This window comes from Peribacillus sp. FSL K6-5616 (assembly GCF_038008245.1).
GTDB classification, from domain to species: Bacteria; Bacillota; Bacilli; order Bacillales; family DSM-1321; genus Peribacillus; species Peribacillus frigoritolerans.
Map to the genome: position 1 here is coordinate 2,566,419 of NZ_JBBOYT010000001.1, position 18,743 is coordinate 2,585,161.

17 protein-coding genes are annotated in these 18,743 nt (G+C 40.2%); 3 read left to right on the forward strand and 14 right to left on the reverse strand.

The window, feature by feature from the left end:
• The 4 genes from MHB45_RS12235 to MHB45_RS12250 form a co-directional block, all read right to left on the reverse strand.
• On the reverse strand, positions 1-1,329 hold the full coding sequence (locus MHB45_RS12235) for an FAD-binding oxidoreductase (protein WP_202187378.1): 1,329 nt from the start codon (positions 1,327-1,329) through the stop codon (positions 1-3).
• A 73-nt stretch (positions 1,330-1,402) separates the two neighbouring features.
• The gene (locus tag MHB45_RS12240) at positions 1,403-2,089 is read right to left on the reverse strand and encodes a FadR/GntR family transcriptional regulator (RefSeq protein ID WP_323066380.1); all 687 of its coding nucleotides are present in this window, start codon (positions 2,087-2,089) and stop codon (positions 1,403-1,405) included.
• 819 nt (positions 2,090-2,908) lie between these two features.
• Positions 2,909-4,441: a flotillin family protein gene (locus MHB45_RS12245; protein ID WP_048679968.1), complete on the reverse strand. Its 1,533-nt coding sequence runs from the start codon at positions 4,439-4,441 to the stop codon at positions 2,909-2,911.
• Between the two features lie 22 nt (positions 4,442-4,463).
• Positions 4,464-4,982 (reverse strand): NfeD family protein, encoded by a 519-nt coding sequence (locus MHB45_RS12250; protein ID WP_340907892.1) that lies wholly within the window; start codon positions 4,980-4,982, stop codon positions 4,464-4,466.
• A 315-nt stretch (positions 4,983-5,297) separates the two neighbouring features.
• On the opposite strand from MHB45_RS12250, the gene MHB45_RS12255 reads away from it, so the two are divergent.
• Positions 5,298-5,870 carry a biotin transporter BioY gene (locus MHB45_RS12255; protein WP_048679976.1) on the forward strand — a complete coding sequence of 191 codons (573 nt, stop codon included), beginning with the start codon at positions 5,298-5,300 and terminating at the stop codon, positions 5,868-5,870.
• Between the two features lie 265 nt (positions 5,871-6,135).
• Here MHB45_RS12255 and MHB45_RS12260 read toward each other — a convergent pair whose 3' ends face one another.
• A complete protein-coding gene (locus tag MHB45_RS12260; RefSeq protein WP_048679979.1) occupies positions 6,136-6,621 on the reverse strand; it encodes a YusW family protein in 486 nt (161 codons plus the stop codon).
• 100 nt (positions 6,622-6,721) lie between these two features.
• Entirely contained in the window at positions 6,722-7,366 is a 645-nt protein-coding gene (trhA, locus tag MHB45_RS12265; RefSeq protein WP_048679983.1) for a PAQR family membrane homeostasis protein TrhA, read from the reverse strand.
• Positions 7,367-7,525: 159 nt separating this feature from the next.
• Between trhA and MHB45_RS12270 the strand changes: the two genes are divergently transcribed.
• Positions 7,526-8,113: a DUF2087 domain-containing protein gene (locus tag MHB45_RS12270; RefSeq protein ID WP_048679985.1), complete on the forward strand. Its 588-nt coding sequence runs from the start codon at positions 7,526-7,528 to the stop codon at positions 8,111-8,113.
• A 60-nt stretch (positions 8,114-8,173) separates the two neighbouring features.
• On the opposite strand, the gene MHB45_RS12275 is transcribed toward MHB45_RS12270, so the two are convergent.
• From MHB45_RS12275 to MHB45_RS12285, 3 genes are all read right to left on the reverse strand, one after another.
• A complete protein-coding gene (locus MHB45_RS12275) occupies positions 8,174-8,773 on the reverse strand; it encodes a cell wall hydrolase (protein WP_052137268.1) in 600 nt (199 codons plus the stop codon).
• 106 nt (positions 8,774-8,879) lie between these two features.
• Complete coding sequence (locus MHB45_RS12280; RefSeq protein WP_048680011.1) at positions 8,880-9,455, reverse strand: GNAT family N-acetyltransferase; 576 nt, start codon at positions 9,453-9,455, stop codon at positions 8,880-8,882.
• A gap of 39 nt (positions 9,456-9,494) precedes the next feature.
• On the reverse strand, positions 9,495-9,899 hold the full coding sequence (locus tag MHB45_RS12285; RefSeq protein ID WP_048679988.1) for a secondary thiamine-phosphate synthase enzyme YjbQ: 405 nt from the start codon (positions 9,897-9,899) through the stop codon (positions 9,495-9,497).
• Between the two features lie 181 nt (positions 9,900-10,080).
• Here MHB45_RS12285 and MHB45_RS12290 point away from each other — a divergent pair, with 181 nt between their 5' ends.
• Complete coding sequence (locus MHB45_RS12290) at positions 10,081-10,449, forward strand: VOC family protein (RefSeq protein WP_048679990.1); 369 nt, start codon at positions 10,081-10,083, stop codon at positions 10,447-10,449.
• Positions 10,450-10,493: 44 nt separating this feature from the next.
• On the opposite strand, the gene MHB45_RS12295 is transcribed toward MHB45_RS12290, so the two are convergent.
• The 5 genes from MHB45_RS12295 to MHB45_RS12315 form a co-directional block, all read right to left on the reverse strand.
• Entirely contained in the window at positions 10,494-12,386 is a 1,893-nt protein-coding gene (locus MHB45_RS12295) for a PTS fructose transporter subunit IIABC (protein ID WP_048679992.1), read from the reverse strand.
• A gap of 4 nt (positions 12,387-12,390) precedes the next feature.
• Positions 12,391-13,311, reverse strand: coding sequence for a 1-phosphofructokinase (gene pfkB, locus MHB45_RS12300; RefSeq protein WP_048679995.1), 921 nt, complete (start codon positions 13,309-13,311; stop codon positions 12,391-12,393).
• Positions 13,311-14,063 carry a DeoR/GlpR family DNA-binding transcription regulator gene (locus MHB45_RS12305; protein ID WP_048679998.1) on the reverse strand — a complete coding sequence of 251 codons (753 nt, stop codon included), beginning with the start codon at positions 14,061-14,063 and terminating at the stop codon, positions 13,311-13,313. Before MHB45_RS12305 ends, pfkB begins: the two co-directional genes overlap by 1 nt.
• Before the next feature lie 227 nt (positions 14,064-14,290).
• A complete protein-coding gene (gene odhB, locus MHB45_RS12310; RefSeq protein WP_048680004.1) occupies positions 14,291-15,568 on the reverse strand; it encodes a 2-oxoglutarate dehydrogenase complex dihydrolipoyllysine-residue succinyltransferase in 1,278 nt (425 codons plus the stop codon).
• 1 nt (position 15,569) lies between these two features.
• Positions 15,570-18,422, reverse strand: a complete 2,853-nt coding sequence (locus tag MHB45_RS12315) for a 2-oxoglutarate dehydrogenase E1 component (RefSeq protein ID WP_048680007.1) — start codon at positions 18,420-18,422, stop codon at positions 15,570-15,572.
• Between the last annotated feature and the right edge of the window lie 321 nt (positions 18,423-18,743).

Below are 18,743 nucleotides of genomic sequence, written 5' to 3' on the forward strand. Positions count from 1 at the left end.
TTAAATCCCTCCCACGAATCTTTTATTATTAAGTACTCTATTAGGATCGATCTTTGTTTTAATTCCTTCTAACAAGAAGAAATGTGATGGTTTTTCACCCCATACATCAATTTGCTGACGGAGCGTTAAAGGCAGATGCTTCACAATCACATAACCACCCAATGCTTCGACGGATTTTCTGAGCTTTACTATTACCTGTGTTAATTCTTCATCTTCAGTTCCCTTTAGGTTAACCTGGCATATTCCATGACCTAGTCCACCATGTGCTTCTACTGTAAGAGTACTAGAGTGATGTAAAATGTGGCTTTCTTTAATGACCTTCAAAACATCTAAGTTAACAACGCCTATTTTCAATGCCGCTTCTATCTGATTTCCACTAGCAAGTGTTGCTCCATTTGGAGAAATCGAATAAAATTTTTCCCAAAAAGCTTGTGCCTGATTTTGTGAAAGCACTGTCATTTTTGCGTTAGAAGGTTGGATGTTCTTTACAAAATCCTCCTGGTAATGAACAGAGCTCTCCACATCTTCAAATGAAATTGCTAAGGTATAAACGTTTTGACCCGTTAACCTTTCCGACAAAGCAGGATTTAGCAGTTCCAAAGCGATTGGTTCCATCACTGAATCCAACAACTTAACTGCTAGTGACCGAACTTCTTCGAGATTTCCATCGGGAAACACTAACAGTCCAAGGCTTTCGTACTTTGGTATTGGTCTAAGCTTCAAAGTCACTTCAGATAAAATACCAAGTGTTCCCATCGATCCTATAAAAAGTTTGTTCATATCGTACCCAGCAACATTCTTTACTACATTTCCCCCAGCTCTTATGATACTGCCATCCGGGTAAACCAAGCGAAGTCCTATTACCACATCTCTGGAAGAACCATAACCCAATCTTTTGGGACCGCTTTCATTTGAAGCGATGATTCCGCCAATTGTCGCATCTTCAGGCCATACAGGGTCCAGCGAAACCTTCTGATTATGTTGTGCCAAATATTCTTGCAATTCTTTAAATGAAGTACCTGCTTTGACCGTTAATGTCATATCTCCTACAGTATGTTTGACAATTCCTTTATATTTCGATAATGAGAGTAAGATATCAGCTGTTTCAATCAATCCTCCAAAACCTCTCTTGGTTCCGCCTCCTACCACCGTTATTTTTTTTCCTTTATCGTTTGCATACTTTAAAATACTTGCTATTTCTCCCTCTGTTTTCGGGTAAACCGATACCTGACCACCATTCCCAAGTGGATGTCTTTGGTTTTTCCCATCAACTAGTTGCACATCAGGTAAAAATGACTTTAAATCTGATAGAAGATCCACTACGATCAAAACCCACGCCTCCTTTTTGTTTCGTAATAACCAACATCGTTTCTATATTGATGCAAAAAAAAACATTTAAACTTCATACCTTTTGTAAAATATTGTTTTGCAAAATTTCTTCAACATAATGTAGGTGGTTAATCATCGACTGATTAGCTTTTATAGGGTTCCCCATCTTTATTGATTCATAGATTTTATCATGTTGTTCATCCATCGTTTTTACGATGTTCTCATTCTCTTGAATATACCTGTGAAAATCAATCATTGCCTTCTTCATGGCGGTTGAAATGGTTTGCACTAATTGGATCAGGCTTTTGTTTCCTGTCGCATTAGCAATCGCCATATGAAAGTGGTAGTCCCCTTCCCAGCCATTGATACAGAGGTTTGAAAGGATTTCTTCCATACGTACCAAATCTTGTACCGACCGATTGGAAGCAGCCATTTCCGCAATGCCTGTCTCCAATATTTTCCTGACTTGAAATAAGTCTTTTATGTCTTCACAGCTGGGGATTAACATATGGTTGGTAAACAATTTTGTGGAATCAAATTCGCAAATGTATGTACCTTCCCCTTGTTTCACGTAAACAGTACCTTTTCCTTTAAGTGTAGTGATTGCATCTCGGACAGCGGAACGTCCAACACCGAATAAATCACATAATTCCCTAACGGAAGGTAGCTTTTCACCTGACTGGAATTTGCCAGACTCAATCATCTTTTCTATTTCTTCTTCTACTGTTTCCGATACTTTCTTGGTGAATATTTTCCCCACATTTACACACCCACCCTCTATCCTTTCAGACATCACATATCCGATAAGTTATATTCTTACATTTATTAAAGCACCTTCCAATATATATTTCAACAAATAATTCAGAATTTAAAAAAAATTAAAAAATATTTATTATGGATTATTGGAGACATACACGATCGCCAGGCAGAGCTTTGCTGTTTCTTAATGCACTAAACGTTGTTTCACCAGGACACATAAGTGGTGCTGCTTCTAATACAGATAATTCATTCGCCTTTAGACGGAATCTGTATAGCTTTCATCATTTTCATCACATATTAGCTCCTACAGTTTAGTTTTTGAAAATAAGATAAAAAATAAAATAGTTAATTGTTTAATAGAATGTTAAGTTACCTTTATTAAGGTCTGTTTTTTAGATTAGTGATTTCAAAAACTGCCTGATCAGCTGCCAGGAGGGCACCTTCAAGATGTCCCCCATATTGTGAATATTATATTGCTGATAGTGTCATTTACGATGATGAATCTTATTTTGTCGATAAAATGTATGATTTTGCATTCAACAAAGCATCCTACCTAGCAAAAATAAAACGAGATTACTCTGCATATGTTGATTTTAATACGTTGACTAAGTAGGTTTAAAGAAAAGACTTGTCTTTAAATACGTTACTAAGTTTAAGTATTATGTACATCCAAATATCGGTTTCAAACATTTAAAACGAATTTAGGCTTAAAAAGCAAAAAAATAAACAACCAATCATCCTTGGTTGTTTATTCTCTATTAGTAAGTCCAATAACCTCAGATTTAATATCAGTATAATTTACCATGTATTTCCTTAATCGTTACTCTTCCTTACTTGCTGCCATATTCATGCTCGCTTCGACATTCTCCTGGCTGATGGTGGTGAATGGTAAATTTCGTTTTCCTGAGAAATTCTCAAGCAAGTCTTTGACATCAATTCCCGAAGATGCTTTTAATGACTCCTGCAAGGATGCCATTAAATCCGTTGCATATCCAGTCACTTTATTAGCCCCGCCATTCGCACCGCTTCCACCTGTGTCCACTACAGTGATCTTGTCGATATTACTAAGCGGGCTTGCCACTTGTTTTGCATATTCCGGCAGCATTTTCAAAATCATGTCCATTACGGCGGCTTGCCCGAACTGTTCAAATGCTTCAGCTATCTTCTGCTTGGCTTCTGCTTCTGCTACCCCTTTTAACCTGATGATTTCCGCTTCTGTCGTACCTTGTGCCCTTTGGGCGTCCGCTTTAGCAAGACCGTCCATGCGAACGCGTTCCGCTTCCGCTTTTGCCATGGCTTCAATTTTATACTTATCGGCATCCGCTTCTGTAATCTGTTTCATCTTGTTGGCGGAGGCTGCCTGTTCTACCGCATAACGGTCGGCATCTGCCTTTTTCTTCACTTCGGAATCATATTGCTTTTCACGGCGAAGGATTTCTTTTTCCTCCAGCTCAATTTGCTTCTGCCGTTCGATGATCCTGATTTGCATTTCCTGTTCGGTTACATCCTGTTTAGATCTGGCCGTTTCAAGGTCGTAAGCTTGGTCAGCCCGTGCCTTGGCAATATCCTGTTCACGCCGGAATTCCGCAACCTTTAGCTTGTTGATTTTTTCGGCTTCGGCTATTTCGGTTGCCCTTTCAAGTTCGGCACGCTGCGCTTCCTTCGAAGCTTCGGCTCGCTTGATTCGCGTTTCTTTCTCGGCATCGGCGGTAGCTATATCGGCATCCCTCTTCACCTGGGCAATCCTTGGCTTTCCGAGCGATTCAAGATATCCATTTTTATCACGAACATCTTTAATCGTGAACGATACGATAATGAGTCCCATTTTAGCTAAGTCCTGCGAGGCTACCCTTTGTACTTCCTGGGAAAACTTTTCACGGTTTTTATAAATTTCCTCGACGGTCATCGAACCAAGGATGGAGCGAAGATGCCCTTCCAATACTTCCCGCGCTTCCTGTTCACGGTCATCTTTCGATTTACCAAGGAATTGCTCTGCCGCTGTGGCTATATCGGTGATTGAACCGCCAATCTTGATGATCGATACACCATCTGCCATGACTGGAACTCCCTGTTCTGTGTATACTTCCGGAGTTGAAACCTCAAGCTTGCTCGACAATAAGCTCAGTGGCTCCGCTTGCTGGAATACCGGGAGAACGAAAGCCCCCCCGCCGCGGACGATTTTAATTTTATTTCCTGATTCGTCAATGTGAACATTTTTGCTTCCTAAGTAACTTCCGGTTACGATCAATGCCTCATCAGGACCAGCGGTGCGATATTTCGTAACAAAGACAGCAATAAGTGCGATAAGTAAAACTGCAACAATGGCGACAACGATCCAAATCAAATCAAACATACCTTACCTCCTACTCTTTTTTTCAATCCTGGTGGGGCATAACATAGACAACCCCATTTTTCACTTCGATGATCAAGACCTTTGTATCCGAAACAATTCCTTCATTCTTATAGCTGGCCGCAGTTTTTGCGATGCTTCCACTGATGCTTTCTATCAGGACTTCCCCAAACCCGTCAACAGGAATTGATGTGAGAACCCTGCCGACCCTTCCTCTTAGGTCATTATCATGAAATGTCAAACTTTCTTCCGCTGATGAAATGGGAATCAAAACAAATACATTCAGTAAAGTTACGATGGTAAATGAGATGATGAGGGAAATGCCGGCACACAATCCAGCATTAAGCCCTGAAAGCGATTCAAGCAAAAAACCACTTGCAAAAAACACGGTCAAAAAGCTAAAAATGAGCGTAGGATTAAATATATCAGGTAATTCAAGGCCGGAAAATATATCATTAAACAAAATAAATAAGAATGTTAGCCCCCCGAATATAAATAATCCATATAAATAGACTGTTTCTAATGGAACTCCAAATAACTCCATCTCTTTCATCCTTTAAATTCGATTTTTCCAAGCCGCATACTGCTTTAATGGCCCAGGATAAGCGTTTTACCAACATTATTAATCTATGGTTATAATCCCCTCCATTTACTTCGCTTACCATTCATACGAATGATGCATTCAAAAAGTTTCATTTATTTTCCAAGTTTTGAATTTACCCTTGGAAAACCCTGTATTCTCTAGGACCATTATTGAAATAAAATGCATAATACCATTGACAGTGTTTACTTAACATATTAAAATTCTTTATATGTCAACTCGTTATAACATGAGGTTTACATAAAGGGAGGAAGCACGATGAAGGAGCGTCATGAGAAGTTAAGAATGATGATGGTTACAGCATTATTTGCAGCACTTATAGGGATACTTGCCCAAATTACAATTCCTCTGCCCTTAGTTCCGATTACAGGTCAGACTCTAGCTGTTGGACTGGCAGCAACGATACTGGGTTCACGTTATGGAACCTCTTCCGTTTTATTATACTTGTTCATAGGGGCAGCGGGAGTACCGGTTTTCGCTGAAATGTCTGGGGGACTAGCTAAGATATTCGGTCCGACTGGCGGTTATTTATTATCCTATATCCCGACAGTATATATAACGGGTCTGATATTGGAAAAAACCCGTTTCTCAGTTGCAATGGCTTTCGTTGCAAATACAATCGGGATGATAATTACTTTGGTAATCGGTACGGTTTGGTTAAAATATATGAGTTCATTATCTTGGCCAGTGGCATTTGCCAGCGGTTTTGCACCATTTATAATCGTAGGCGTTTTAAAGGCATTCCTTGCATCCTGGCTTGGCATCACGATCCGTTCAAGGTTAGCGTCGGCTAATATGCTGCCTAAAAAAAATGCACCAATTTCCCAATGATGGGTAAATGAAAGAGAGGGTACCGCTTGTGGTATCCTCTCTTTTCTTCTATATTCAACTTCCAGATCACTGCAAAAAAAAAAAGACTCTTAAAAAAGAATCTTTTTTGCAAGTGTTTATTGCGGTCCTATCCCCATAAGTCCGAATATGAATAGCAAATGTATATTATCCCCTTTGCTAACCTTAATCATTTTACTATAGGAACAGTAATTTGACAACTATTGTCGGCACATATGAATATGTGGAATAAAGTAACGTATTTTGGTTACTTATTATTCACTTTATATTCTTTTTTCGTACTATCTTCGAAAACGACCTCTAAATCAAATTCTTGATAGTCATCCTTCAAATTAAAAGCTTTTGTCACTTCTTGAATGACTTCTTCATCTGTTGAATCTTTAGTGAATGTCAATTTTTCTAGAATCGGGGTCAATTCTTTCATTGCTTCATCACCGTAAACTTCGTGTTTGTTAAGTTTGTCCTCGATCGAAGCTTCTGTTTGAGCTCCCATTGTATCATATTCAGCTTCGTATTCGTTATCATTTCCGGTATAATCCACTTCTAATTGAAAATCCTTATATGTGAAAGGCAGTTTTTCATTATTATCCGTACCTGTTTCAGGATTATTTTCCGCTTGATTTTCATTTTCCTGAACCGGCGGGTTTTTCACTTCATCGTTTTCTTCGCCGCAACCAGCCAAAACAAGCATAGCGGCAAACGGCACTGATAATATTTTGATTGATCTTCTCATTGGTTTTTTCCTCCTTTACTTTGTATACCTTAATTATTTCCTCATAAGGGTCATTTAAAACCTGAACCACTCTCCTAAATACATCAAATCGGCCAAGTGATCATTGTGGAAGGATATAAAACAATACCGCAAAAAAGTGTGTGGCAGTTCCCCCAAGCACGAATACATGCCAAACCGCGTGATGGAACGGAAAACCGCGCCAAACATAAAAGATGGCTCCAAACGTATAAAGCAATCCCCCTGCAATCAGTAACTGAATACCCGCTGCAGGCATCGTAGCTGTAAGGGGTCCCCAAACGATAACGATCATCCACCCCATGGCAATATAAAGAATCGTCGAAAGGAAGAGGAATTTTTTCACATAGAAAGCTTTGAAGACGACGCCAATGATTGCAACTCCCCAAATGATACCCAGCAGGGTCCAGCCTAGTGACCCTTTGATCACAAGAAGCATGATGGGCGTGTATGTTCCTGCGATGAATATATATATGGCTGAATGATCAAAGATTTCAAATATATCCTTTGTTTTACCTTCTGGAAAACTATGCACTAAAGTGGAAGAGACGTATAAAAGAAGCATGGAAACACCATATATGACCGAAATGACTACATTCCAAGGCGATCCTGTTTGGGCTGAGAATAAGATTAAAAACACAAGTGCGGCAATACTCAACAAAACGCCGACACCGTGGGTTATCGCATTGACCACTTCTTCTTTTTTTGTATATACATGAGTATTGGCCATGTTACAGCTCCTTAATTCCGGATTATTTTTTTTAGTATTCCCTAAAGTATACATCAGATCTTCCAAGCAATATAGAAAAGTGAATAGTAACTTGATTAACTGCCACTAATTAGATTATTATCTAATTAGATGATAATCTAATTAAAAAGGGGGATAAAAGTGCAATTAGAAAAATTGGTCGCTTTCCACAAGACGATTGGTGATGTGACAAGAATCAGGATAATATCCATCCTGGCAAACGGTCCAAAACACGGACAAGCACTTGCGGGAATACTAAAATTGACGGCTCCGACCATCTCACACCATTTATCGAAATTGAAAGACATTAATTTAGTGAAGGATCGGAGGGAAAAAAATACGGTCTATTATTTTTTGAATGAAGATGTCCTGAAGCATTATTCGTCAGCATTGCCTAAAATGGTTTCAACTAAGGGGGACTCCAATAAAATGGATAATCAAAAGCTGATTTTAGAACATAAAAAGATCCTTGAAAACTTTTTTACACCAGATGGTCGACTAAAAACCATACCAGCACAGAGAAAAAAGAAAATGATCGTACTTCATCATATTGGAAGCCTTCTGGAAAAGGGACGTAAATATCCAGAAAAGGAACTGAATGAATTCATCCAGTCTTTCCATGATGATTACGCAACGATAAGACGTGAACTCATTATCGGAAGCATCATGTACCGCGAAAACAGCATTTATGAACTGAATCCCCGCGAAATGTGGGCTGATATCGGTTAACCGTATTCTAAAATAAAAGAACCGGCTCCCCATTTGGAAAGCCGGTTCTTGAGATGCAGTTTATATGGCAAAATGGTGTCCGCCGATAATTTTTATTACTTCTAATTGTTTCATCCATTCGCTGTCCGAAATACTGGGATTCCAAAAATACAAGGCATCATTTGTGTAGCCATGAATAGCCAATGCTTCATTGACAGCTCTTTTTGCATCATTTCCTGCCGGTTTGTTAATACTGCCATCACCAACAGGCGAGAATTGGTTTTTTTGATAAATCACTTCCCGGACCGTATCAGGGAATTCATTGCTATCAAGGCGATTCAAAACAACTCCCGCCACCTCGACCTTTCCTCTGTATGGTTCCCCTTTGGCTTCTGCATGCACAAGCCTTGCTAATAATTCTTTATCTTTATCATTCATTACATGCGGAATAATCAATGTTTTACCAGGTTCGGCAACATTATTTACGTTATGATTGACTTCTTTTAACTTACCGATCGGAACACCGTGCTGCTTTGCGATATCCCATATCGATTCACCTTGTTTAATGACATGTTTGGTTGCCCCATCAGAAGCTTTACTTGTCGTTCCCTTAGGAAAAGCTATACCAAGTACGATGACACTTAGAGTCATTATCACGGATATTAATACTGATAATTTCATCCTGTTACCTCCTCGTTAAGCACCTTCCTAGGATAACAGACCATATGGGAGAAAACAGTGCTAAATTTTTTCCAAGGAAATGAAGGAAAAATTTTCTCAGTTCCATTTACCTTCGGAATTTTAATGATTCCCACTCTTCCCGCAGCATTCCCATTCTGATTGAATCATAATAATAACCATCATGATAGCGGCATTTTCTCATTCTTCCCTCTACTTGCATGCCCACCTTTTTTCCAACTGCAATCATACGTTCATTACCTGACCAAGTTGTAAGTCCAACCCGCTCAATCTCCAGGTTTTCGAATAAATACCCAATGAACATCATTAATGCTTCTGTTCCATGACCGCCATTCCAATACTTGGGATCGAAAATAGTAATTCCGATTTCAAGCCAGCGTGAAGGTTCATGTTCCCAGTAATATACAACAGATCCAATAATTTGATCGTTTTTTTCCATTAATAGCTCGGAGTAAGCCCCGATTTTCTCATCATAGGTTTTATGCTTCGTTTCTTTATCGATAAACGTATGGAAATCAATGAGTTCAAGAGGGAGATAAGGTGCATCCCACTTTTTCCATTCCGGATCGGTTTCGCCATATTTCAGGCTCCATAAACGTTTTAAATCGGCTTGTTTAACATTCCTCAATATGACTTTGCTTCCTTCAATCCGAACATCATCCAATCCGCTTCCTCCCACTTCATCCATGCTGTACCTTCCATTTTACTGGTCGACACATAATTTAATAAAATATTGCCTTTCTCTGGGACCATCGAATTCACAAAAATACACACCCTGCCAAGTACCAAGGACTAAGCTCCCTTTATGGATGATCACCTGTTGTGAAGAACCAACCGTACTTGATTTCAAATGGGCAGCCGTGTTTCCTTCCATATGTAAATCCAATGTATGATTCCATGGGTATTGCTCATCCAGTCTTCTTAATATATCCTTTTTGACATCGGGGTCAGCATTTTCATTGATCGTGATCCCTGCAGTCGTATGTGGACAATATATAAGAGCTACCCCCTCTTGAATCCCCTTTTCCTTGATGAATGCCTGTACTTCTGTCGTAACATCTATCATATCATCCCTTTTCACAGTTTTTAAGGTATTTTTCTTCAGCATGTACATTCACTCCTTTTGTTCATTTTAATACTCCTTTACCCATAAACATAAAAATTTATGCTTTCTTAAACCATTCACGACTTAAACATAAGGAAATCTTATCGATGGCAATTAAAAAAATAATCTATCCTTATTGATCTTTTTAAAATTGGATATATAAGGAATTGGGAGGGGTTGCAAGATGAACTTCATTTTTAAGTCAATCGACCATTACCAATTAGCATCTCCTAAAAATACCGAGAACCAATCAAGGAAGTTCTTCACTGAGATACTAATGTTCCGGGAAGTGAAAAAGCCTCCGTCATTAAGTTCCAATGGCGGGTTATGGTTCGAATCGGGATCGATCAAGATTCATGTCGGAACGGAGGATCATTTCATTCCCGCAAGAAAAGCGCACCCAGCACTTGAAGTTGAAAATCTCAACGAATTTAAACAACATTTAATGACTAAGCATATTTCTTTTACAGAAGATGGAAGGTTGCCCGGTGCGAACCATATATATTTATCCGATCCCTTCGGCAACCGGATCGAAATATTGGAATGGAAATAATAAAAAGCGGGTCCATTTATCCCGGACCCGCCTTTGTAGTATATTTATTTCTGTTTCTTTTTCCAGAATCCCAATATTAAAGCGGTAATGAGGGCTCCTATTAAAATCGCCAGCAGATAGCGGAAAGGATGGTTGACTAGGGGGATGACGAATATACCCCCATGCGGCGCTGGCAATGTTACACTAAAAGCCATTGACAGCGCTCCTGCCGTCGCTGACCCAATAACACTGCTGACAATAACCCGCAATGGATCCGCCGCCGCAAAAGGAATGGCTCCCTCTGTAATGAACGAAGCACCCATGAAGTAATTAGTGAAGCCGGATTTCCTTTCCATTTCACTGAATTTACTTTTAAAGAATGTAGTTGCAAGTGCGATTCCAAGAGGAGGAACCATGCCACCAGCCATAACTGCAGCATGCGGTCCGAAACTTGATGCTTCAATGGCTGCAATCCCAAAAGTGAATGCCGCTTTATTTAAGGGGCCACCCATATCCACAGCCATCATACCCCCAAGAATCAAGCCGAGGAATATTGCGTTCGTGCCGGATAAGCCCTGCAGCCAATTGGTCAGGCCCGTGTTAATTGCAGTTACTGGTTCATTTACGAGAAATATCATGATAAACCCAGTAATTAACATCCCGAATACAGGATAGAGTAACACCGGTTTAATGCCATCAAGTGTTTGCGGTAATTTGGAAAACAATTTTCTTAATAGTAAGACGACATAACCTGCAAGGAAACCGGCGATCAGTCCGCCAAGAAAACCGGCATTAGCCTGTGCTGCCAATAATCCCCCTACCATACCAGGGGCAAAACCTGGACGGTCGGCTATACTTGATGCAATGAATCCAGCGAGTATTGGGACAAGTAAGAAGAAGGCACCATTTCCCCCGCCAATATCACTTAATGCTTTGGCAATGGGATTATAATCCGGATTTGCCGGATCGGCTGCCTCGATTCCAAAAAAGAAAGAAAGCGCAATCAAGATTCCGCCCCCGACGACAAATGGAAGCATATTACTTACGCCATTCATTAAGTGCTTGTAAATCCCCAATCCTCCTTTAGCTGTTTCACCTTCATCATTTTTATCATTTCCAGTTCCATTGTAAACAGGTGCATCCTGATTCACGGCTCTGGTTAACAGTTCCTCGGTCTTCCGGATCCCATGGGCAACAGGGACAATAATGACATGTTTTCCATTAAAACGATTCATTTCAACCTGCTTATCGGCAGCAACGATAATGGCATCCGCCTCATCAATTTCTGCGGCGGTTAAACCATTTTTGATTCCTGTGGAACCATTTGTTTCCACTTTGAAATCGATTCCCATTTCCTTCGCTTTGGCCTTTAACGCATCGGCAGCCATATAAGTATGGGCAATTCCTGTTGGACAAGCTGTAACGGCAAGGATTTTGCCTCCTTTATCGTTACCGCTGGCACCATTGCTCGATTGCTGCTCTTCACTTTCTTCTTCATAAGCTTCCATTTCTTTTTGATTGATTATATCCAACACTTCCTCACCAGAAGAAGCAGAAATCAATCGGGCCCTGAATTTATCATCCATCAGTAATGATGAAAGGCGGGAAAGGGTTTCCAAGTGATCTGCATTCGCTCCTTCACTGGCTGCAATCATAAAGAACAAATGGGCCGGCTGTCCATCAAGCGATTCATAATCCACACCACTGACCGATTTGCCGAAACAGATGGCAGGTATCTTTACAGCATTTGTTTTTGCATGCGGTATGGCTATCCCTTCACCAATCCCGGTTGTGCTTTGCTCTTCACGTTTTAAGATGGCAGCTTTGAAACCATCCACATCATTTAACCTGCCTGCCTCGGCTAACTTTCCTGATAGTTCATCAATGACTGCTTGCTTTGTAACACTTTGCAGATTGATTATGATTGTATCCAATTTTAACAAGTCTGTAATTTTCATAGAGTCAGCCTCCTGTTAGTTGATTGATAACAATTTGCGGTAATAACTCTTCAATTTTATCCAATGTACCGAGATCGGATGAAAAGGCTGTAGCACTTCCTGCCGCAAGACTGAAGCGGAAAGCAGATAGAATATCCCCTGTCCTTTCATATGTCCCGATGAAACCTGCGACCATGGAATCACCGGCACCCACTGAGTTGATGACATTCCCTTTTGGAACATTTGCGGAATATGATTCTCCTCCCGAGCAAAGGACGGCCCCCTGTCCCGCCATTGAGACAATAACGTTCTGTGCTCCTGCTTCAACCAATTTTGCGCCATATTCCCTAGCATCATCAACCGTACTTATTTCGGTGGAAAAAAGCTCACCCAGTTCATGATGATTGGGCTTTATTAAAAATGGCCGGTGTGGAAGGACATCCAGTAATTCCTTGCCACTCGTATCCACCACCACTTTAATGCCATTATGGATACAAGACCTTGACATGGCTTCGTATACATCCGAAGGAACGCTTGGAGGGATGCTTCCTGACAAAATAAGGATATCATTATTGTTCAACTGTTCAATCTGACTAAATAATTGTTGATAATTCCCTTTTGAAATGACTGGCCCTTGGCTATTTATTTCTGTCTCAAGCCCTGTTTTCAATTTTATGTTAATTCTTGTATCTCCAGCTATTTCTGTAAAGTCCGTGAAAATCTCTTCCTGTCTTAAAAACCTTTTTACAAATTCACCTGTTTGTCCACCGATGAAACCTAACGCTGTTGTACTATTTCCCAGCCTTTTTAGCACACGGGAAACATTGATTCCTTTCCCTCCAGGGAATTTTGCATCATAACTGGTTCGATTCACCTTGCCCATTTGAAAGCTCTCCACTTCGACCAGGTAATCGATGGATGGATTAAGTGTCACTGTATAAATCATTAAATGGTCACGACCTTTACCTTTGGATTTTTTTGAAGGTAAGCAACAGCCTCTTCATCATTGCTGTCAGTAAGGATAATGGCATCGCTTACATCTGCTACCTTGGCGAAAGTAGCTTCATTAAGTTTTGAACTGTCAGCAAGCACGTAGGTCTCATTAGAGAGGCGTAATGCCATCTTCTTCAGCAGGGCTTCCTCCGGGTCGGGTGTTGTGAAACCCAATTCTTGATGGATGCCGTTCATTCCCAAGAAACATTTATCAAAACGGTATTCATTCAAAAACTGTACAGCATTACTTCCTATAATCGCATTTGTCGAAAATTTTATCGTTCCGCCAACTAACACTGTTTTGATTTCCAATTCGATGAGTTTTGGAATATGCATAAGACCATTTGTCAGTACCGTTATATTTTTATCTTTTAAATAAGGAATCATTTCGGCAGTTGTCGTCCCAGCATCAAGATATATACAATCATTTTTCTCTATGAATGAAGCCGCCAGCTTTGCTATAAGTTGTTTTTCAGCTCTTGCTTTGTATTGCTTTTCCATAGTTGTTGGTTCAAGGCCTTTTCTTTGCAGTAAAGAGGCACCGCCATGCACGCGTTTCAAGAGCTTCATTTCTTCGAGTTGCACTAAATCTCTCCGAATGGTCGACTCCGAGGCTTGTAACTGATCTACAAGCTCCTGCAGCTTTACCGTTCCTTGTTCTTTAAGGATCGATAAGATGAACTGGTGCCTTTCAGTTGTCAACAATTCGCCCACCTCACTTTAATATCATCATCATATATGAAAATGAAGGAATAATCAATCATAAACGTTTAAAAATAATCAAATTCATTCAAAAATACATTCAAAAACATTCATTTTTATTAGAAATGAACTTTCTTGAATTTCATTATCTTTTTTTCTATGAAAATATCCTTTCTGTTCAACAAAAAAATACCCCCATGTCAAGATGACAGGGGGGTAGTATTATTTTATTAGCCTTGAAGTAAAAGTTGTTCTGGATCTTCAAGCATATCCTTGATGGCCACTAAGAAACCAACTGCTTCTTTTCCGTCTACGATACGGTGATCATAAGATAATGCAAGGTACATCATTGGTCTGTTTTCGATTTGGTCTCCAACGGCGATTGGACGAGTCTTGATTGTATGCATGCCCAAGATCCCAACTTGAGGGGCATTCAAGATTGGTGTTGATAATAGGGAACCGAAAGTCCCTCCGTTAGTGATGGTAAAAGTACCACCTGATAGATCTGAAAGTCCCAGTTTGTTGTTACGGGCTTTAACAGCTAAATCCGAAATGTTCTTTTCGATTTCAGCAAAGCTTTTGCGGTCAGCATCCCTTACAACCGGAACGACAAGACCTTCATCAGTGGATACTGCTACACCGATATCATAAAAGTTCTTTTTCAGGATATGGTCGCCTTGGATTTCAGCATTCAATAACGGATATTTTTTCAATGCGCCAATGACCGCTTTAGTGAAGAATGACATGAAACCAAGTTTAACATCATTTGTTTTCACGAAAGAATCCTTATGGCGGTTACGCAATTCCATGACTGCAGAAAGATCGACTTCGTTAAAAGTAGTAAGCATGGCTGCTTCTGATTGTACTTGAACTAGACGTTTGGCAATGGTTTGACGACGGCGTGTCATCTTAACCACTTCAATGCGGTCATCATTCACTTCAACAGGTGCGGCTGCTTGTTTAGCTGCAGGAGCTTGTTTTGGAGCTGCCGCAGGTGCTGCAGGAGCTGCAGGTGCATTACTTGCTGCTTCTACGTCTTGTACACGTACACGACCTAGTGGATCTGCTACAGGCACTTGAGTCAAGTCAATTCCTTTTTCACGAGCCAATTTCCTTGCAGCTGGTGATGCAATAACTTGTTGAGTGGATGATGCTTCTTTCGCTTCTGATTTAGGAGCCTCTTTAGCAGGAGCCGCTTGTTCAGCCTTAACTGGTTCTGCTTTAGCTTCTTCAACCTTAGGAGCTTCCGCTTTTGGAGCTGCTGCAGCTGATCCATTTTCATCAACGATGGCGATAGCCTGTCCGACTTGGACAGTATCGCCTTCTTCTGCTAAATGTTCAGAAAGTGTACCAGTATAATCTGAAATGATTTCAACGTTCACTTTATCCGTTTCAAGCTCAAGGACATATTCTCCTTTTTCAACGTGATCACCGGGTTGTTTTAACCATTGCGCAATAGATCCTTCAGAAATTGATTCTGCTAATTCAGGTACTTTTACTTCAGCCATTTTATTTCTCCCCCTCATTATTGCGTGTAATTGCTTGAGTCATAATCCGTTGTTGTTCATTTTTATGGACAAGTGGATCTCCCTCAGCCGGGCTTGATCTGCGCTTCCTTCCTATATATGTTACTGAAAGATTGCCAGGAGCCGCTGCATTTAGGCGAGGTTCAACAAATGTCCAAGCACCCATGTTTTTAGGTTCTTCTTGAGCCCAGAAGATTTCTTTAAGATTTGTATATTTTTTCAGGGCTTCTTGAACTCCAGTGAATGGGAATGGATAAATTTCTTCGATACTGATGATTTGCAACCAATCCGTATTTTTTTCAGTTGCCGCTTTTTCACGAAGTTCAACCGCCAATTTACCTGTTGCAAAAACAATGCGTTCAACCGATTTAGGTTTTTTGCCCAATGCTTTGGTTTCTACGAATGATTCAAATGCGCCTTCACTGAATTCTTCTGTTGTAGAAGCCATCACTTGATTACGAAGCATACTCTTTGGTGTCATGATGACAAGCGGACGTACTTGTTCTTGATCCAAAATCTTAGCTTGTCTTCTAAGGATATGGAAGTATTGAGCTGCCGAACTTAAGTTAGCAACTGTCCAGTTGTTTTCAGCTGCTAATTGAAGGAAGCGTTCCAGTCGTGCACTTGAGTGCTCTGGCCCTTGTCCTTCATAACCGTGTGGAAGCAGCATGACAAGACCTGATTTTTGACCCCATTTAGCACGGCCAGCCGCGATGAATTGGTCAAAGATCACTTGTGCTGTATTAGCGAAGTCACCGAATTGGCCTTCCCATAATACAAGTGTCTCAGGTGCAAAAACATTATAACCATATTCATAAGCCAGAACTGCCGTTTCCGTAAGCGGGCTGTTATGAACAGCGAATGAAGCTTTGGCAGTTTCAAGTGTGTGAAGTGGTGAATATGTTTTTCCATTAACACTATCATGTAACATGATATTACGTTGTGCGAATGTTCCACGCTCTGAATCTTGTCCTGTCAAACGGATTGGCGTGCCGTCACTTAAAATCGATGCAAAAGCCAATGTCTCGGCATGTGCCCAATCGATTTTTCCGTCAGGACCAAAGGAATCCAAGCGACGTGATAAGATCTTTCCTAATTTTTTATTAGGGGTGAATCCTTCCGGCCACTTAACAAGCTCTTCGTTAATTGTAACAAGTTCTTGTTTCGGAACTGCCGTTTCAATGGCTGGAAGTCCTTTTTCAATAATCCCAGGAGGATTACATTCTTTGGAAGCTTCCGGTTTATTTCCGGAAATTTTCGCATATGCATCTGCAAGCCTTGAATCCACTTGCTCAGCAATCGCTTTAACTTCAGCTTCAGTGAACTCGCCGGATTCAATAAGTTTTTTCCCATAAAGCTCTTTTACGGTTGGATGCTTATGGATTAATGCATACATTTCAGGTTGAGTCACCAATGGCTCATCCATTTCGTTATGGCCGAAACGTCTGTAACCGATCAGGTCGATCAAGAAATCCTTGTTGTATTTTTCACGATATAGGTTAGCAAGGTTCACAGCAGCCATACATGCTTCTGGATCATCTGCATTTACATGCACGATCGGCACTTCAAAGCCTTTTGCCAAATCACTAGCATATAAGGTTGAACGTGAATCTTCACTTTCCGTTGTAAAACCGATCATGTTATTGGCGATGATATGGATTGCGCCGCCAACTTGATAACCGCGTAAACGGCTTAAGTTAAACGTTTCAGGTACAATTCCTTCACCTGGGAATGCAGCATCACCATGAATCAGGATTGCAAGAGATTTGGAAATGTCTTGCACCGGGAATCCTTTTTCTGTACGGTCTTCTTGAGCCGCACGAGAATACCCTTCCACGATTGGACCGACTACTTCCAAGTGACTTGGGTTATTGGCAAGTGTAATCCTTGCTTTTTGTATATTAGCTTTAGTAATCTGTTTATCCAGACCTAAATGATATTTAACATCACCTGTCCATCCATTGTTAATGCCTGTCGAACCTTCGGAAGGAACCAAATCTTTATTCGGTGAATGTTGGAATTCAGAGAAAATGACCTCATAAGGCTTTCCTAATACATGTGCAAGCACATTCAAACGTCCACGGTGAGCCATGGCAATATTCACATTACCCGTTCCGTTTTGGACAGTTTGTGAAATCATTTCATCTAAAATCGGAACCAAAGCATCCAGTCCTTCAATAGAGAAACGTTTTTGCCCTACATATGTGCGGTGAAGGAATTTCTCGAAACCTTCTACTTCATTCAATCGTTTAAGTAATAGTTCTCTTTTCTCTTTTCCCACTTCCGGGAACATGTTTCCAGATTCGACCATATCAGTAAGCCATTGCTTTTCATCCAAGTCATTAACATGATGAAATTCAAAGGCTATCGTTTTTGTATAGAGTTGTTTTAGGTATTGCACGGCTTCGTATCCGTCTTTAACGTCTTCAGGTGATTCCGGACAAATTAAGTCCGCCGGTATTTTCCTTAAATCATCTGCAGTCAAGCCATATTTTTCAAAGTGAATTTGTTCAGTGTCCAGAGCTTCTTCTTTTAAAGGATAAATATTTGCAGCAAGATGCCCGTATGCACGGATATTTTCAGCTAAATTAACTGCAGACATAATTTTCTTCATTGGAAGAACTTCTCCAGTTTGTACAGTTGATGCACTTACAGTCGTTGTTTCTGCCGATACATCGAATGAAGGAGGACCTGCTACTTCAAAAAAGTTTTTCAGTTCCGGATCCACTTCTTCCGGGTTGGCTAGAAATAAATCGTATTGCTCCATGACATACCCAAGGTTTGGACCCGAAAAAGCTTTCCAGTGGTCTAATACCTTAGAATCATTGATGGTCATTTTGTAAACCCCCAAATTTTTCTCATAATTTTTTTCATTACGTTTTATCCATTCCCAAATTTCTTTCTTCTAAATTTTCCCCAAATATATGATATATATAAGATATATAATAAATAACTTTGGTTATTGAATAATAAAATTTTAAAGGATAAAACGTTTTCAGATGTTATATTAACATGTTTTTGTCGAAATATCCAAAGGTTAAACCACTTTATACAACCTTTTTTCAACTATATTTCTGCTTAATTCGTCAAAAATCGCTTTTAACTGTCTTTTTTGCTCATTTAAGTCTTTTTTTCGCTAAAAAAAGATTTTTGTATT

Bases quoted from the DNA above. Each gene is read 5' to 3' on its own strand.
- MHB45_RS12255 (WP_048679976.1), top strand. From the start codon at position 5,298: ATGAAGGAGCGTCATGAGAAGTTAAGAATGATGATGGTTACAGCATTA.
- MHB45_RS12315 (WP_048680007.1), bottom strand. From the start codon at position 18,422: ATGACCATCAATGATTCTAAGGTATTAGACCACTGGAAAGCTTTTTCG.
- MHB45_RS12285 (WP_048679988.1), bottom strand. From the start codon at position 9,899: ATGCTGAAGAAAAATACCTTAAAAACTGTGAAAAGGGATGATATGATA.
- MHB45_RS12275 (WP_052137268.1), bottom strand. From the start codon at position 8,773: ATGAAATTATCAGTATTAATATCCGTGATAATGACTCTAAGTGTCATC.
- MHB45_RS12260 (WP_048679979.1), bottom strand. From the start codon at position 6,621: ATGAGAAGATCAATCAAAATATTATCAGTGCCGTTTGCCGCTATGCTT.
- MHB45_RS12245 (WP_048679968.1), bottom strand. From the start codon at position 4,441: ATGTTTGATTTGATTTGGATCGTTGTCGCCATTGTTGCAGTTTTACTT.
- MHB45_RS12290 (WP_048679990.1), top strand. From the start codon at position 10,081: ATGAACTTCATTTTTAAGTCAATCGACCATTACCAATTAGCATCTCCT.
- odhB (WP_048680004.1), bottom strand. From the start codon at position 15,568: ATGGCTGAAGTAAAAGTACCTGAATTAGCAGAATCAATTTCTGAAGGA.
- pfkB (WP_048679995.1), bottom strand. From the start codon at position 13,311: ATGATTTATACAGTGACACTTAATCCATCCATCGATTACCTGGTCGAA.
- MHB45_RS12295 (WP_048679992.1), bottom strand. From the start codon at position 12,386: ATGAAAATTACAGACTTGTTAAAATTGGATACAATCATAATCAATCTG.
- MHB45_RS12250 (WP_340907892.1), bottom strand. From the start codon at position 4,982: ATGGAGTTATTTGGAGTTCCATTAGAAACAGTCTATTTATATGGATTA.
- trhA (WP_048679983.1), bottom strand. From the start codon at position 7,366: ATGGCCAATACTCATGTATATACAAAAAAAGAAGAAGTGGTCAATGCG.